The organism is Aggregatilinea sp. (assembly GCF_036822615.1).
Taxonomy (GTDB): Bacteria; Chloroflexota; Anaerolineae; order Aggregatilineales; family Aggregatilineaceae; genus Aggregatilinea.
Window position 1 is genome coordinate 1 of the sequence record NZ_DAISHJ010000018.1, and the last position, 16,286, is coordinate 16,286.

Consider the following 16,286-nt stretch of genomic DNA (forward strand, 5'->3'; position numbering starts at 1 on the left):
CGCGGACGTGCGCGCGGCGGCGGACGCTTCCGTGCGGTTCGATCACCACGTCGCGCCGGACGCAGACCGGCACGCGCGCTACTCGGAGCGGTACGCGCTGTACCGCGAGGTGTACCCGGCGGTGAAAGCGATCAGCCACGCGCTGCACTAGGACGGACTGATTTATTCCAGGTGGAATTTGTGAGCTAAAGACACTTCAAACCCCTCCTTGAAAGGATTGACAGGCATGAAGAACGGCAAAATGTGTTTGGCTGTGATCGTCGGCAACCGCGATTTTTTCCCAGATCGTCTCGTGACGGAAGGGCGGCAGGACATCCTCGCCCTGTTCGCGGAGATGGACATCGAGCCGGTGATCCTGAACGAAAACGCAACCAAGCTGGGCGCGGTCGAGACGTGGGAGCACGCCAAGGAATGCGCGGCGCTGTTCCGCCAGCACCGCGAGGAGATCGACGGCGTGCTGGTGACGCTGCCGAACTTCGGTGACGAGCGCGGCGTGGCGGACACGATCAAGCTCTCTGGCCTGAACGTGCCGATTCTCGTCCAGGCGTACCCGGACGACCTCGGCCAGTTCACGGTGGAGCGCCGCCGCGATGCGTACTGCGGCAAGATTTCGGTGTGCAACAACCTCGTGCAGTACGGCTATCCGTTCAGCCTGACCGAACGCCATACGATCCGCCCCAACAGCGACTCGTTCCGCCGCGACCTGAAGAAGTTCGTGTCGGTGTGCCGCGTGGTCAACGGCCTGCGCACGGCGCGCCTGGGCGCGATCGGCGCGCGGCCCGGCAACTTCAACACGACGCGCTTCAGCGAAAAACTGCTGCAAGCGAGCGGCATCAGCGTCACGACGCTGGATCTGTCCGAGGTGTTCGGCTGGGCGGGCAAGCTCGCCAATGACGACGCCCGCGTGCAGGAACGCCTGGACGCGATCCGCGCCTACGTGCCGACGGGCGGCGTGCCGTCGGAAGCGGTCGTGCGGCAGGCCAAGCTCGCGGTGGTGATTGGCGACTGGATGGCGGCAAACGACCTCGACGCGACGGCGATCCAGTGCTGGAACTCGATCCAGCAGAATTACGGCGTGAACGTCTGCACGGTGATGAGCATGATGAGCGAGGGCCTGATGCCCAGCGCGTGCGAGGTGGACATCACCGGCACGGTGTCGATGTACGCGCTCCAGCTCGCGTCGGGGCAGCCGAGCGCGCTGGTGGATTGGAACAACAACTACGCCGACGATCCCGACAAGTGCGTGCTGTTCCACTGCGGCAACTGGGCCAAGAGCTTCTTCGGTGACGTGCAGATGGCGAACGCCGAAATTTTGGCGACGACACTGGGCACGGAAAACACGTATGGCACGGTCGCGGGGCGCACGCCGTCCGGCCCGTTCAGCTATGCGCGCCTGACCACCGACGACACGCATGGGCGCATCCGCACTTACGTGGGCGACGGGCAGTATGTGGACGATCCGCTGGACACGTTCGGCAGCCGCGCCGTGGTCGAAGTGCCCGGCCTGCAAAAGCTGATGCAGTACGTGTGCCGCAACGGGTTCGAGCATCACGCCGCGATGAACGCATCACACTCGGCGGACGTGCTGGCCGAGGCGTTCGAAATCTACTTCGGCTGGGATGTGTACCATCACGAAGGGTAAGTTCCGGTAATCCGGGAGCGGAAAACGCCAGGGTGGGGGGCATGCTTCACCCTGGTGTGTTTTTAAACGCTGGCGGTGCGGTCAGGTTATGCGGCGCGTAAAAAAGACACTTCCCCGGTCGGTGGCCGGGGAAGTGATTGTGTACGCGTCAGGTCAGGGCGTCGGGCAGCGGAAGCGCTGGCAGATGTTATCCGGCAGGTTCCCCTGGTTGCACAGACGGCACGCCGGGGCCAGGGACAAAGGCGGCAGAATGATAGTGATGATGACGGTCCCGATGCCCGATCCGGTGATAACGATGGGAATGATGATGCGGTAGTGCAGAATATTGATCGGCAGCAGGTTCAGGAACACCAGAATTTGCAGGTTGGCTTCGGTGAGCGGATCGGGCGGGCCAAAGGGGCACGAATTGATCCGGTCGTTGTCGATGCCGTCGAGACCGCCGTAATTTCCCGGGCGGCTCAAGCAGCCCACCGAGCGGTGGCCCGGCGGCACGATCACCTGACGGTCGCGGCCCGGGAACAGATAGAGCAGCCCGTCCAGCGTAATGGCTTCGATCCGGTCGCCGGGCGTGAGGATGCGCAGCAGCACGCTGGATTCCAGGCGCATGTCGATGCCATTGATGCGCAGATCGACCTGCGTGTTCTCGGGGGCCTGAATGAGCATCATGGGGGCGATGGCTTCCGAGCATTCCGGCGCGTCGTAGCCGTTGCGCAGCAGGATGTCCTGCATCGGCGCGAAGTTGTCTTCGTCGATGACGGGCAGCCCGTCGAGATCCACCGATGCGTCGAGCGCCACGTTTTGAATCCAGGCTGCGTAGTTCAGCACTTCGTCGTTGTAGAGGATCCGTCCCCAGTCACCGTCCGGGCTGACGGCATCCACCTGGACTTCCGCGCCTTCCAGAACCGTCCCCAACAGTTCCGAGGTGGCGTCAGGCTCGCGGTAAACGTCCACGTTTGTGATGGTGGTTGCGGTGATGGGCTCGACCGGCTGGAGCGCGTCTTCGGGCTGGACCCGGCTCTCGACTTCGACATCCCCGAACAGGATGTAGGTCACTTCGTCGTCAAGGGCATTATGGATGTTGGCGCGAGTGCTGACAACGGTCAGGCCCCACTCTTTTTCTTCGAGATTAAACGGTGAGGTCGAAATCGTTGCGAGTGAGGTCAGATCGATCTGGTCGCCGGGTTCCGTGAAGATGTCATCCTCGATGGTCTCGTCCATGAACATGCGGCTGACCTGCTTGTTGGCGTAACAAGCGCTGTTGGGGCCGATGTCTGCGCAGTTGGTTCCCAGATCGGTCAAAACTTGCTGCACCATTTGGGTGCACGTGTTGGTGTCCTCATCGCCTTGCGCCAGGGCGGGATGAACGGACGGGCCGAGTCCGATTGCAATAAGTGCAATCACCAGTATGATATGAATGGTACGCATTTTTCGTAACTCCTTAATTCCCCACCCACGAGAACCTTGCGCTGCAAGGTGGATGACATTACCACTATACACTAGTTTCCCCGTATGCAACATTCGGGTGGTTCAATTTAGTAATCTTGACAATTAATTTATCGGTTTTTACATCCCCTGGTTTGCGCAGCTTTGGTGTGCCAAGTACAATGAGTTTAAACGGGGTGAATACGGTGACTGGCCGGTGTTTTCAGAATGGGCCAAACCTGGGGTGAAATTTAAACGTGGGTGAAGCTCTCCGTATTACTTCAAGCCTCTCTGGGGATCTTGATAATCGGCTGCGACGCTCTCTCAGCATGAATTAGAGACGGTGCATGGAACTCATTGCTTATATTCAGTTGGTTCGCAAGTGGTTTTGGCTGCTGCTGCTCGGCGCTTTTTTGGCCGGAGGCGCAGCGTTTTTATTTCGCAGCCAACAGGCGAAGCAGTACCAGTCCCACGTGACGATCTCCGTTGGTAACTTCATCGAAGCCCCGAATCCTGATTCGTCCGAGATCCGTACCGGTGTTGAGCTGGCGCAAACTTACGCGGTGTTGGCGACGACCTACGACGTGCTTGAAGCGACGGTCGAAGCGGGCGATTTCCCCGTGACCGCCGCCGAGCTGCGGAGCGTACTGAGCACACGCGTCATCCCCGATACGTCGCTGTTGGAACTCACCATCACCTACACCGATCCGGTGCTGGCCGCCGATATGGCGAACGAACTGGCGCAGCAGTTGATTCTGAACAGCCCCAGCAACCTGACGCCCGACCAGCAGCAGCAGCTCGATCTGGCGACGACGGAAATCGAGCGGCTGAATCAGGAGCTTCAGCAGGCGCGCTTGCAGCTCACCGACATCGACGCGCAGTTGGCGTCTGAAACCGATCCGACCGAAATCGACCGCCTGACGGAGCAGCGTAACACGCTAACCAGCCAGATCAACGAGAAGTCCGCGACGATTGCGAACTTTTCCAGCACGATCACGACGCTCCAGCGCCGCACGAATTCGCTGGATATCGTGGAGCGTGCGCGCATCCCCACCAGCCCCACGGGCGCGAGTGTGATTTCCACCACACTGTTGGGCGCGATGGTGGGCATTGCACTGGCGGGCGGTATTGCGCTGCTGATCGAGTACCTGGATGACACCATCAAGACGACGGAAGAAGCCGTGCAAATGCTGGAACTGCCCGTTCTGGCGGCGATCACGCGCTTTGGCAAGCAGCGCGATACCTACCAACAGCGGCTGATCACGTTCAATGAGCCAGGATCGCACGTTTCGGAGGAATACCGGACGCTGCGCACCAACCTGATGTTCGCCTCTAACGGGCACGCGACGAAAGCAAAGGATGTGCTGGTCGTCACCAGCCCGGGGCCGTCGGAAGGTAAAAGTGTCACGGCGTCGAATCTGGCCGTGACGATGGCGATGGCCGGGTGGCGCGTCCTGCTGGTGGATGCCGACCTGCGTCGCCCACGCGTGCACGAACTGTTTGGGCTGGATAACAGTTGCGGCCTGTCTACGCTGCTGTCGGCAGAGCCGAGCGGTGCGCACATGAACGGCGGTCGCGGCCTCGATCCCGACCTCAAATCGTGCTTGCAGAATACGGAAATTCCCGGCCTGCGCGTGATCACCAGCGGGTACATCCCGCTGAACCCCACCGAAGTGCTCGGATCGGCGGTCATGAAGCGCTGGGTGCAGGAATTTCGCTCGTCGGCTAACGTTGACGTGATCCTGTTCGATACCCCTCCGGCCCTGGTCGTTGCCGACAGCTCGGTGCTGTGCTCGGCGGTGGACGCGTCGGTGGTGCTGGTGATCGAGGCGGGCCAATCTCGCCGGGCGGCGGTGCTGCGCGCGAAAGACCAGTTCGTGCAGCTTGGCATCAATATCAAGGGCGTCGTCCTGAACGCCATCAGCCCCAAGAATCACGGCGGCTACGGATACGGCTATGGGTACTATTATTATGAAGATCCCAAGCTGACACCGAAAGAGCGGCAGAAACAGTCCAAATAGACGATCGGCAAATAGGGAATGGCAGACCTGGACTCGACCACAGCGCCAGATATTATGCCAACGCGCACGCGTTCACACCGGCGTCATCGCCACCACCGATTTCGTTTTCTGCGCCGGATAACACGCCCGATCCGCAAGCTCAATTGGCGCGCCCTGTCTGCCGTCTTCCTGGCGATCGTGGCCGTGCTCGTGATGAGCGGTATGGTGTTGGCGAGCAACGCCCGCAATCAGGTCAACGATTCGTGGTCCAGCCTCAAACGTGTCCTCAGTACAGTCAACAACACGCCCGGGACGGATCTCACCCTGGCTGATTTCGAACGCCTGCAGCTTGGCGTGAACGATCTGAACCGCAGCCTTGCCAGCGCGCGCCGCCAGACGATCTTCCTGCGCCCCTTCGCGCCGCTGTCGGGGGATCTTCACGGATCGATGGAGTCCCTGGACGTTGCGCAGGAACTGACGCTGGCCGCCGACGACGTGCTGACCGGTATGCAGCCGGTGCTCTTCTTCCTGACGCAAGGCGAAGAAGACGAGGCGGTCGTGCCTCAACTGTCGTCCGGTGAACGTATTGTCGAGCTGTTGACGTTGGGGCGCGGGCGATTCATCAGCGCGCAAAATCACCTCGCGCTGGCCCAGCAGCAGCTCGCTGCTCTCGACCCGGACAGGTTATCGCCCGATTTGTTGATCACCGTCGATGGCATGCGGCAGCAGTACGATTACCTCGTGCAAGTGAACGATATGCTGCTGCAAGCGCCGGACTTGCTGACGGTTGCGTTGGGCACCGAAGAAACGCGGACGTACCTCGTGCTGTCGCAGAACAGCGACGAGATCCGGCCTTCGGGCGGTTATATCAGCACGTACGGCTGGATGACCGTGCGGAACGGGCGCGTGATCAATTACAACTACAGCGCGACGACCACCACCAGCCCCAATCCGCCCCCGGCGTCGATGGCGAGCGAGATCAGCGTGCCGGACTGGTGGCTGCGGTATGGCGAGCCGATTTACGCGGCCTGGGACGGAAGCTGGTATGCCGATTTCCCCTCCACCGCATCGATGGCGTCCTGGTACTATGACAACGGGCACAACCCCGAAGCTCCTGTCGATGGCGTGCTCAGCATCGATATCGTCGGGTTCGAGTACCTGCTCGAAGGACTCGGCAGCGTGACCGTGCCGGAATACCGCGAGACGGTGACGCCGGAGAATTTCCGCGAAGCGGTCTATCGCATCCGCGCGGAAGGTGCGGGAGATCTCGAGCACAAGCAGTTTGTCGCCGCGCTCTACCGCCAGATCATTTCGGACTGGCAGAATGCCAGCCAGGAACAAAATCAGACGCTGCGCGGGTCCATTTTGCGCGCGCTGCAAGAAAAACACATTATGGTGTACTTCAACGACGAAGACCTGAACCGGGCCGCGTCGCTGTTGGGGTGGAGCGGTGAGCAGGACGACGGCGTGGGCCACGACTATCTGATGGTGGCCGATGCAAACCTGGGCAGCAAGTCCAGCCACTCGGTGACACGCCAGATCACGTATGATGTGCAGATCCTATCCGACGGCACGGTGCAGGGCCGTGCATCAGTGGCCTACGATTTTTCGGCGCGCGTTGCCGAGCAAGATCCGGCAGTGCGGCCCGCACACTATGGGAGCGACATCAACTACAACAATTTGTTCCAGATTTTTGTGCCGGCACAAAGTGTTTTGACGGAAACGAACAATCTTGATCCTGCCCCCACGGTCGTCTCGACCCCGACTCATACCCTATTTACCTCACTGGTTCGGATCGAGTATAACCAGAGTGAACGCTACCAGTTCTCGTATACGACGCCCGTCCTGGTCGAAACGATGGGTCCCTACCGGCGCTATAAGCTGCTGCTGCAAAAGCAGCCCGGCACCATTGGCGAACTGGCGAACGTTCAAGTTACGCTGCCTCCGGGCGCGAAACCGATCAGCATGTCTCCCGAGCCTGCTGCCAACTACGAGCTAGATCAGTCGATTATCGAGTTTCGTGTTGACCTGTTGACTGATCAGTGGATTGAGGTCATTTACACCCAGCCCTAGAGGTTGGGTACCTATCGACCTGACGGGCACTTTATGCCCGGTATTGTGGGCATGGCGAGCGTCTCTATGCCCGGCAGCACTTTTCATCCCATTCCGTCCAATTAACAAACGCACGTACGAGTGATTATTAATCCCTTGAGGATTTTTAAGGCACATCATATTGAACATATATATCTGTTATTTTAATTCATGATAAAAATATGATTTATAGAGTTGTGTAGAATATGAAAGTAAGATAGACTGATATTGTTACCGCTAACGGGCAGCGAGGTTGTGGGGATCGCGCTAGAAGGCAGCGGGGGGGATTTTATGGGGTTGCCACAACAAACGACGACGTATCACCGGACAGCCGGGCAGTTTATTCGCATCGTTCCTCTTCTTTCAGCCGACCTTATTATTCTGGCGTGCGCTTATGCGCTGACGTATGCCGTTCGCGCGCTGACCACACCGCTCGACACTTCATGGGCTTTGAGCTTTTTTGCCACCGTCGCGGTGGGTACAGTGCTGGCACTTTACTTTCAGGGCGCGTATCACCGGCTGTGGTCACGGACGAGCGGGCATGAGGTGATCGTGCTGGTTCGGGCGTCGGTGGCGTCCGGCGTGGTGCTGGCGCTGATCGATTTCGTGCTGCGTCCACGCCCCATTCCGTTGAGTGTGGTGCTGGTGGGGCACAGCCTTGCATTTGCGGGCTTCGTGGCCGTTCGTTATCGCTCGCGCCTGCTCAGCGGCGCGGAATGGCGGTGGCGCGCGATCTGGCACCAGGAGTTCCCCCAGCAGGCGGAACGCGTGCTGATCGTCGGCGCAGGGGATGCCGGGCAGGTCACGGCGTGGCGCTTGAAGCACCGCGCGCCGGGCAGTACCTATAAAGTTATCGGGTTCGTAGACGATGATCCGTCCAAGCAGAAGATGTACATCGAGGGCTGTCAGGTGTTGGGCACGCGCGATGACATCGCCCGTCTGGTCGAGACGCGCAATATCGATCTGATTATCGTCGCCATTCACAATATCTCCGGCCTGGAATTCCGAGACATTCTGACGCACTGCGAGCGCACGAAGGCCCGCATCAAGCTCGTGCCGGATGTGCTGGCGGCGATTAACGCCAACAAACACGTGCCGCTGCTGCGTGATATCTCGCCCGAGGACCTGCTCGGTCGCCAGACGATAGCGTGGCACCCGAACGTGAATCCGGCGCACGTCTCGCATAAGGTGGTGCTGGTGACCGGCGCAGCGGGATCGATTGGCTCGGAACTATGCCGCCAGATGCTGGCTTACGAACCCACCCGGTTGATCCTGCTCGACAATAACGAGAGCGGGCTGCACGACCTCTTTACCGAACTCAGTTTGAAGACAAACCCCGAGGATCTCTCGCTGGCGCTGGTGGATATCACCGACCAGCTCGCGCTGGAGCATCTCTTCGCAACCTACCGGCCCCAGGTCGTCTTTCACGCGGCGGCATACAAGCACGTGCCGATGCTGGAGCTTTATCCGCGCGAATCGATTCGCGTCAACATCGGCGGCACGCTGCACGTCGCGCGGCTGGCGCAGGACTATGGCGCGGAGCGTTTTGTCTTGATTTCGACCGATAAGGCCGTCAACCCGTCGTGCGTGATGGGCGCGAGTAAGCGCGTCTGTGAACTGTTGATGCATGCCCTGTCGGCGCGGAATCGTTCCACACTGTTCACCGCGGTACGCTTTGGCAATGTGCTGGGCAGCCGTGGCAGCGTGGTGCCGATTTTCCACCGCCAGATTGAAGCGGGCGGTCCGGTGACGATCACCGACAAAGAGATGACGCGCTACTTCATGAGCATTCCCGAAGCCGTGAATCTGGTCATTCAGGCGGCGTGCGTGACGACGGGCGACGACCTGTTCATGCTGAAGATGGGCGAAGTCGTGCGGATCGTGGATCTGGCCGAGCGCATGATCCGTATGCGCGGCCTGCGGCCCTACGTCGACATTCCGATTACCTTTACGGGCATACGACCCGGTGAAAAGTTGCATGAGGAACTGCACTCGTCGGAGGAGGATCTTCAATCAACGGTGCATCCCGGTATTGTGCAGCTTGTCAACCGACAGAATGGCCTTGAGACGGTGGCGTTTATGGACCGGGTTCAGAAGCTGCTGAACGTGGGTTTTTACTCGAAAGACGAGGTGCTGGGCGATTTGCAGTCGGTGATCCACATGGCGGAGTCGATGCTGATCGCAGAATAGGAATCGAATCGTTGGGTCAGGTCCCAGGCGCGTGGGCCGGACAGATCACGCTGACATCGTGGCTGGCAATGAAGGCGGGGAAACATGAGCGCACTGGCATGGTATGTAATCCAGAGTAAGCCCCATAAGGAAAATCAGGTCTGTGCCTATCTTGAAGCACAGGACTTCGAAGTTTTTTATCCGGTTCTACGCGTGCAGCCCGCAACGGCACGCGCAGCGAAGATTCGCCCCTATTTCCCCCGGTACATGTTCGTACATACGGATCTCGAAGAAGTGGGCATGTCCGCGCTGCAATGGCTGCCGGGTGCGATCGGGCTGGTGCATTTCGATGATTACCCGGCGACCGTGCCCGATCCCATCATTCACCAACTGCGGCGGCGTGTCGAGCAAATCGACGCGGCGGGCGGCCTGTTGTTCAACGATCTCAAGCAGGGCGATCCGGTACGCATCATGCGCGGTCCACTGGCCGGATACGACGCGATTTTTGACGCGCGCCTGAACGGGTCGGAGCGGGTTCAGGTGCTGCTGTCGCTGCTGGGTCGATTGGTGAGGGTGGAAGTGAACGCCAACGCCATCGAGAAGCAGCGCGGCTCCCAGATTTTATAGTGCCCCCGGCAGATAAGGGATCGTGCAGCGCTGGCATACCGACTTGTCGCGCACGATCCCGTTTCCCGCGGGCACAGGGGTTTTAGCTACTGCTCTGCGTGGTTCCCATTGCCACAAGATTTTCGGATGCTTCCGGTGCGCCATACGGGTTGCCCCGGAGCAGCGCGGCTGCGCCTTCGTCGCTCAGCCGGAAGACGCCGGACCACTGCGCGTCGGTGAAGTGCGGCTGGCCGTCTGTTCCCCTGTTTGCGCTGGTGAAGACCATCGCCCAGTAGTGCCCATCGTGCAGCGCGGTCGAACCGACGAAGACCCAGCGGAACACGCTGCCGCACTGGTACGCAACTTCGAGCTGCGGGAAGTGCATGCCCAGCGATCCCTTAGGCGGCACGATGCCATCAACCGAGTTCCAATCGGCTTTGATGTCCCACTGAAGCGAAAGCAGCGTGTCGAGATCGATGTCATCCGGCGCGGGATTGAGTTCGCCAGCGCGGTAGTAGGCCAGGGTGTTAGCCGTCTGCGCGACGGGAAGTTGCCAGTTGGCGGGCGTGTTGGGCTGCCACAGTGCAAAAAGTAGCACGACGGGACCGGCGCAGGTGGGGAGCAGCGGGAACATAGGGGTGATCCTTCCAAGTTGGGTTGTGATGGTGGCGTGCGGATAGAAACTTGGCGGCAGCTTGGCTCTGACGCAGTGCTGTTCCGAGCGGCGGTGGGGCGCGATCGGCCTACCCTTGTGCGTGCGGCGCACAAGGACGCGGGGATACAGGCGCTAGCCTGATGCCCGCGTGTTATTTAGCTGTGTGGAATTGGGGCTGCTTATCTGTCTTCCTGGACACCACTTGCTGCGACTAAGACGAGGAGACTGCTGTCTACTGCTCCCGCGGCGACTAACCCGAACATTCCTTCGTACCACCACGCGCCCACTGCAACGAGTATCAGCGTGACCAGGGCGGCCACAACAAACGCTCGCTGCCATATGAGAGGCGTGCGTTCCACCAGAAAGTCGGGCAAGGGGACGAACATCGTTTCGAGTTCCGGGTCCGGCGTGGCCATGAGGACGGCGGCGCGCGCACGGCTGTCCCTGCTCACACGAAACGTACTGCCTGATGCTGCCAACTCTGCTGCGACTGCGGTTGGCTTCTTATAGCCTCGGTTGTTCACGTCTTGCCTCACGATCTGGGGGGAATGTGATGTATCGAAGATTTTCATCTTCGTTATTAATGTATGCCGGAGCCATTTAAACGTCCTAAAAGGCGCATTAAAGTTTAATTTTTGCTGCTTATTTACAATCTGCATATGGAAAGGGCGGGACGTGGAAACCGATGGCAGCTTCACCGTGCTGCACCAGGGCGCGGGCGGTGGCCTGTTCACACTGAAATACGTCCGGGGTGAGGCAGACAGCGCGACGGGGTAAGGGCACAAAAAAACGCCCTCTCCGCTGGGCGGAAAGGGCGTCGAGAATCGGGAAAAGAGTTACGTTAGATGCCGATCGGGTCGAACTTGACGCGCGGCGTCAGGCGCAGCGCTTCGGGCCATTCCAGCACGAAGCCGAGCTGCTCGACCAGCAGCGCCTGGAAGTCCGCGAGGTGTTGCGGCGTGTTGCGCACCTGGCGCGGGACGAGGCCCGTGTTCAGGCAGTGCGCGGCCAGCGCGCCCGCGGCCTCGCCGATGGTCCACTCGACCGGGTGCAGGCGGTAGCAACCGTTGGTGATGTGCGTCACGCCCAGGTTTTTGTTGCCCGGCAGCAGGTTTTCGACGCGCTGCGGGATGAGCGCGCCGAGCGGGATCTGGTGGGGCCAGTTGGTGATGTCCACGTAGTTGCGGCGGTAGCTGGGGTGCAGGTCGATGCGGTAGCTGCCGATGCCGACCGTATCCGCGAACTGTTCCGCGCCCTGCAAACTGCCCCGCGCCTCGACGCCGACGTGTTGCTCCAGCACGGTGAACTCCGCCTTGATGCGGCGGCTCTCGCGGATGTAGGGGTATTTCGCTAACCCGTCCGGCGTGTCCGTCACGTCGCCGCGCATGCGCAGGCCGGGGTAGCCCTGGCCGCCGTCCTGGGTGGGCGCTTCGGTCTGCATCCAGTACATCAGCGACAGGCTGAGCTGGCGCGCACCGCGCAGATTCTTCTGTCGCTCCTCGTCCGAGACGCCGACCAACGGCCCCAACCAGTAATCGAGCTGCGGCCAGTTGACCACCACGATATCGCTGCGGTGGAAACCAGCGGGATAGAACTTGCGGAAGGCGATGCGGCGGTAGTGCCACAGGTCCGTGCCCGCCGCGTCGTCGGTGGGGCCGGAGAAGATCGGGCGCACGATCGGCGCGAGCGTTTCGGGATCAGACGTCGTCCAGCTTAACATGCGGTCCGGCCAGAAGTCGGCCTTGTACTGCCGCCAGAAGTCGTATTCTTCCGGCTTGTCGATGGTGTGATCCTCGCCGGGATAATAGGACAGCGCAAAGCACCACGAGTGCGACTGCTGGTCCATCGGATCGGCGTTGCCTTCCAGGGCGTGCGGCTCGCCGGTCTCGGCCTGACTCTCCGCGCCCATGACGTGCTCGACGCCTGCCAGCTCCAGCAGGTCGCCCAGCTCGGTCGCGTCGATGATATACGGCGTATGCACAGTGGTCTGCTCGCCCGTTTCCAGCGATTCGAGCGTGACGGCGCGCACGGTGTCGCCGTCCGTCTCCGCACCGACCGGGATCGTGCGCAGCCACAGGGTAAGCTGTCCGTTGGCGAGATAGGGCAGGATCATCTCGTTCAGCATGGCAACGCTGATGCGCGGCTCGTGGCACAGCGGGCTGACGTTGCCGCTGCCAGGGTTCAGGAACGGGCGCGCTTTGATCTCCGGCAGCATGGGGTAGCTGCGGCGGTACACGTCGCGGATGCCGTCGCGCAGGCGGCGGTAGCTAGCCGTGCAGCCGGTGTGGTGCGTGTCGATCCACGGGTTTTCGTCGGGCGGTACGATCTGCGCCGTGAGCTGGCCCCCGATCCAGTCCGTTTCTTCGGTCAAAATCACCCGGCGTCCCAGGCGGAGGGCCGCCAGCGCGGCGGCGGTCCCGCCCATGCCTGCGCCGACGATCAGGATATCTGTCTGCGTGTCTTTCATCGTGTGTCCTTGAAGGTGTCGATTAACCCTGGGTCACTTAACCCTTGGTGCCTGAGAATGCAAAACTTTCGACCACCTGGCGCTGCGCGAAGACGTAGATCGCCAGGATGGGGATGACCGAGAGCGTCGTGGCGGCGAGCTGCTCGCCCCACAGCGGCTGCCCGTAGGGATCGGTGTAACCGCGCAGCGCGAGCGGCAGCGTGAACTTGGCCTGATCGCTGAGCAGCACCAGCGGCTCAAGGAACAGGTTCCAGCTTGCCAGGAAGGTCAGAATGCCGACCGCCACAAGGATCGGGCGCGCCAGCGGCAGCGCGATGCGCCAGTAGATGCCCCAGCGCGTCAGGCCGTCCAGAAAGGCGGCGTCTTCCAGTTCGGTGGGCAGTCCCAGAAAATACTGGCGCGTCATGAACACCGCCGTGATGCCCGGCCCGGCGAACATGGGCAGGATGATCAGCGGGATGTGCGAGTTGGTGAGGCCCAATTCCTGAATGTAGTGGAACAACGGGATGATGGTGACTTCAGACGGCATCATGATCGCGCTGAGCAGCATCAGGAACAGCAGGCTGCTGCCGGGGAAATTGATGCGCGCGAAGGCGTACCCGGCCAGCGACGAGAAGCACAATGTGCCCAGCGTGACCATGGTGGCGATGTAGAAGCTGTTCCAGTACTGCCGCACGAACGGCTGAAGGTCGAAGACGTGCTGGTAGTTCTCGAAATGCCACGTATGCGGCAGCAGCGTCGGCGGGTAGGCGAAGATCTCGGAATAGGACTTGAACGAGCTGGTCACCATCCACCAGAACGGGAATACGAACGGTACGCTCAGCAGGATCAGGGCGGCATAAATCGCCAGTGTCCTGGTTTTGGGCTGCGAAAGGTGCAGCCGCTGCACATTAACGCTCATTGTAGACGAGCCTCCGCCGCACGACCCACTGCGCGATGGTGATCACCAGGGCCGCGCCGAACAAAATCAACGCCAGGGCGCTCGCGTAGCCGGTCTGGAAGACCTGGAACGCCCGGAAATAGATGTAATAGACGAGGACGTTGGTCGCGTTGGCCGGACCGCCGTTGGTCATCAGCATGATCAGGTCGAACACCTTCAGCGAGCCGATCAGGGTCAGCATCAGCACGAGCATGATCGTCGGGGACAGCAGCGGGATGGTGATGTGACGCACGCGCTGGAGCAGGTTCGCGCCGTCCACACTGGCGGCGTCGCTGTAGTCCTTCGGGATATTCTGCAGCGCGGCCATGAAGATCAACGTGTTCAGGCCGACGTTTTTGATCACCTGGGCGAAAATGACCGCGACCATCGCCCAATGCGGCTCGCGCAGCCAGTTCGGCCCGTCGATGCCGATCAGCGCCAGGAAGGAATTGATGCCCGCCTCGCCCTGGAACAAAAAGCGCCACACCACCGCCCACGCCACCGTGGACGTGATGACCGGCGCGAAAAACAGCGTGCGGAAGATGACGATGCCGGGCACGGGCTGGGTCAGCAGCAGGGCCAATACCAGCGCCAGCGCCAGATTGAACGGCACCAGTCCCGCGGAGAAGGCGACCGTGTTGCCCAACACCTTGGTGAAAAACGGATCGTCATTCAGCATGAAGCGGTAATTTTCAAGCCCGACGTTCGTCACCGCGCCGCTGAGCAAGTTGCGGTCCTGCGTGCTGAAGATGATGACGGCGACCAGCGGCCCCAGAACCAGCAGCAGGAATCCGAGGATTTGCGGAGCGACGAAGGCGTACCCCATCAGGGCGTCGCGCCATGACAGCGTGAGCTTGTTGGAGACTTTTCCCGATAACACACGTGAACCTACCATTGGCCTGTCCTCTTCATCCGTCTGGCCGGGTGCTGTATTCAGGGTGGGGAAAGGGGCGCTCGCCGCCGGGCAGCGAGCGCCTTCGACCGTTTAGTTATTTTTCGAGGGAGGGCGCGATCAACTGACAGTACGTCTCAAGCGTGGTTGCCACGTCCGCATCCGGCGACCACAGCATGTCCAGCGCCGTCGCGCCGATCAGCTCGATTTCCGGGAAGTTCTTGTGCGAGGTCAGCACGCTGCCGTTGGCGATGGCCGCCGCGACGACGTTCTGCATGTCCTCTTCGCTGACGCGCGGGTTGCTCGCCAGGAATTCCGGCGATTCCAACACGGACAGACGCGCAGGCGGGAAGTACTTCGACAGCATGCCGATGCCTTCCTGCGTGGTCAGGTACTTCACGAAGTCGGCGGCAGCGGCCTGATTCTTGTTGTTCGCGCCGTTGAAGGCGACGATGGCGGCCTGACCGATCACCGAGACGTCCCCGGCGGGACCGCTGGGCAGGGGCGCGATGCCCCACTCGAATTCGGCGTCGTCCAGGTTGCTCAGGCGGCTGAGCTGCCCGAAGGTCACGCCGACCTCGCCACCCCAGAACACGGTCTCGGAACCGGGCGGGGTCACGCTCTGGTCCACGAAGATCATGTTGTGCAGCAGGGTCATTGCGGTGACGGCTTCTTCAGAGTTCAGCGTGCAGACGTTATCGGGCGTGAACATATCCGCACCGTAGGCGCGCAGCAGCGGCACGATCGTGCCCCATTCGAGGCCGGTGGTCAGGTACAGCGACGAGTCGTTGCCCACGAAGCCAACCTTGCCGGTTTCGTCCTTGATCGTCTTGGCGGCGCTGGCGAGTGCTTCCCAGGTCCATTCGCCGTTGGCGCTCAGCACGTCCGGGGTATCGAGGCCCGCTTCATCGAACAGGGTCTTGTTGAAGATGGTGATGATGGGGGAGTTGGAGAACGGGATGCCGTACACCGCGTCATCAACCGTCCACAGGCCCATCGCGGATTCGGAGAAGTCGGCGTAGTTGTACGCTTCGTCGGATTTCAGCGTTTCGGACAGGTCGAGCAGCACGCCCGCGTCTTCGAAGGCCGGGCCGGACTTTTCCACGATCCAACCGGCGTCCGGCGGCTCGTCGCCCGAAAGCTGCGTGGCGATGGTTTCTTCGTAGTCCGCAAACGGGATAAAGCTGAATTCGATGGTGACGTTGGGATGCTCGGCCATGTAGGCGTCCGCGAGCGGCTGGAAGACTTCGACCGCCGCCGGATGATCGAGCGCGATCCAGAACGTGAAGCGCAGGGTAACCGGCTCATCGCTCTGCGCGGCGGCGAAATTGGCCGCGGGCAGGATGAGGGCGGCGAGCAGAACCAGGATGACGAGCTTCTTCATTTCAAGAGTCCTTTCCCAGACATGTTTTCGAAAAAAAGC

Annotated in this window: 11 protein-coding genes; 5 read left to right on the forward strand and 6 right to left on the reverse strand. The window is 60.9% G+C overall.

What is annotated here, in order from left to right:
- Window positions 1–226 precede the first annotated feature (226 nt).
- Window positions 227–1,642 (forward strand): L-fucose/L-arabinose isomerase family protein, encoded by a 1,416-nt coding sequence (locus V7116_RS08100; RefSeq protein ID WP_324391395.1) that lies wholly within the window; start codon window positions 227–229, stop codon window positions 1,640–1,642.
- Between the two features lie 153 nt (window positions 1,643–1,795).
- Here V7116_RS08100 and V7116_RS08105 read toward each other — a convergent pair whose 3' ends face one another.
- Complete coding sequence (locus V7116_RS08105; protein WP_324391396.1) at window positions 1,796–3,067, reverse strand: SH3 domain-containing protein; 1,272 nt, start codon at window positions 3,065–3,067, stop codon at window positions 1,796–1,798.
- 344 nt (window positions 3,068–3,411) lie between these two features.
- Between V7116_RS08105 and V7116_RS08110 the strand changes: the two genes are divergently transcribed.
- From V7116_RS08110 to nusG, 4 genes are all read left to right on the forward strand, one after another.
- Window positions 3,412–5,085 carry a polysaccharide biosynthesis tyrosine autokinase gene (locus V7116_RS08110; RefSeq protein WP_324391397.1) on the forward strand — a complete coding sequence of 558 codons (1,674 nt, stop codon included), beginning with the start codon at window positions 3,412–3,414 and terminating at the stop codon, window positions 5,083–5,085.
- An 18-nt stretch (window positions 5,086–5,103) separates the two neighbouring features.
- The gene (locus V7116_RS08115) at window positions 5,104–7,137 is read left to right on the forward strand and encodes a DUF4012 domain-containing protein (protein WP_324391398.1); all 2,034 of its coding nucleotides are present in this window, start codon (window positions 5,104–5,106) and stop codon (window positions 7,135–7,137) included.
- 309 nt (window positions 7,138–7,446) lie between these two features.
- The gene (locus V7116_RS08120) at window positions 7,447–9,345 is read left to right on the forward strand and encodes a polysaccharide biosynthesis protein (RefSeq protein WP_324391399.1); all 1,899 of its coding nucleotides are present in this window, start codon (window positions 7,447–7,449) and stop codon (window positions 9,343–9,345) included.
- Window positions 9,346–9,429: 84 nt separating this feature from the next.
- Window positions 9,430–9,951, forward strand: a complete 522-nt coding sequence (nusG, locus tag V7116_RS08125) for a transcription termination/antitermination protein NusG (RefSeq protein ID WP_324391400.1) — start codon at window positions 9,430–9,432, stop codon at window positions 9,949–9,951.
- Between the two features lie 82 nt (window positions 9,952–10,033).
- On the opposite strand, the gene V7116_RS08130 is transcribed toward nusG, so the two are convergent.
- The 5 genes from V7116_RS08130 to V7116_RS08150 all read right to left on the reverse strand — a co-directional run bounded on the left by V7116_RS08130 (window position 10,034) and on the right by V7116_RS08150 (window position 16,247).
- The gene (locus V7116_RS08130; RefSeq protein WP_324391401.1) at window positions 10,034–10,564 is read right to left on the reverse strand and encodes a hypothetical protein; all 531 of its coding nucleotides are present in this window, start codon (window positions 10,562–10,564) and stop codon (window positions 10,034–10,036) included.
- Window positions 10,565–11,426: 862 nt separating this feature from the next.
- Window positions 11,427–13,052, reverse strand: coding sequence for an FAD-dependent oxidoreductase (locus tag V7116_RS08135; protein ID WP_324391402.1), 1,626 nt, complete (start codon window positions 13,050–13,052; stop codon window positions 11,427–11,429).
- Window positions 13,053–13,089: 37 nt separating this feature from the next.
- The gene (locus V7116_RS08140) at window positions 13,090–13,953 is read right to left on the reverse strand and encodes a carbohydrate ABC transporter permease (RefSeq protein ID WP_324391403.1); all 864 of its coding nucleotides are present in this window, start codon (window positions 13,951–13,953) and stop codon (window positions 13,090–13,092) included.
- Complete coding sequence (locus V7116_RS08145) at window positions 13,943–14,866, reverse strand: carbohydrate ABC transporter permease (protein WP_324391404.1); 924 nt, start codon at window positions 14,864–14,866, stop codon at window positions 13,943–13,945. The genes V7116_RS08140 and V7116_RS08145 overlap by 11 nt, the downstream gene beginning before the upstream one ends.
- Window positions 14,867–14,960: 94 nt before the next feature.
- Window positions 14,961–16,247: an ABC transporter substrate-binding protein gene (locus V7116_RS08150; RefSeq protein ID WP_324391405.1), complete on the reverse strand. Its 1,287-nt coding sequence runs from the start codon at window positions 16,245–16,247 to the stop codon at window positions 14,961–14,963.
- Window positions 16,248–16,286: the final 39 nt, after the last annotated feature.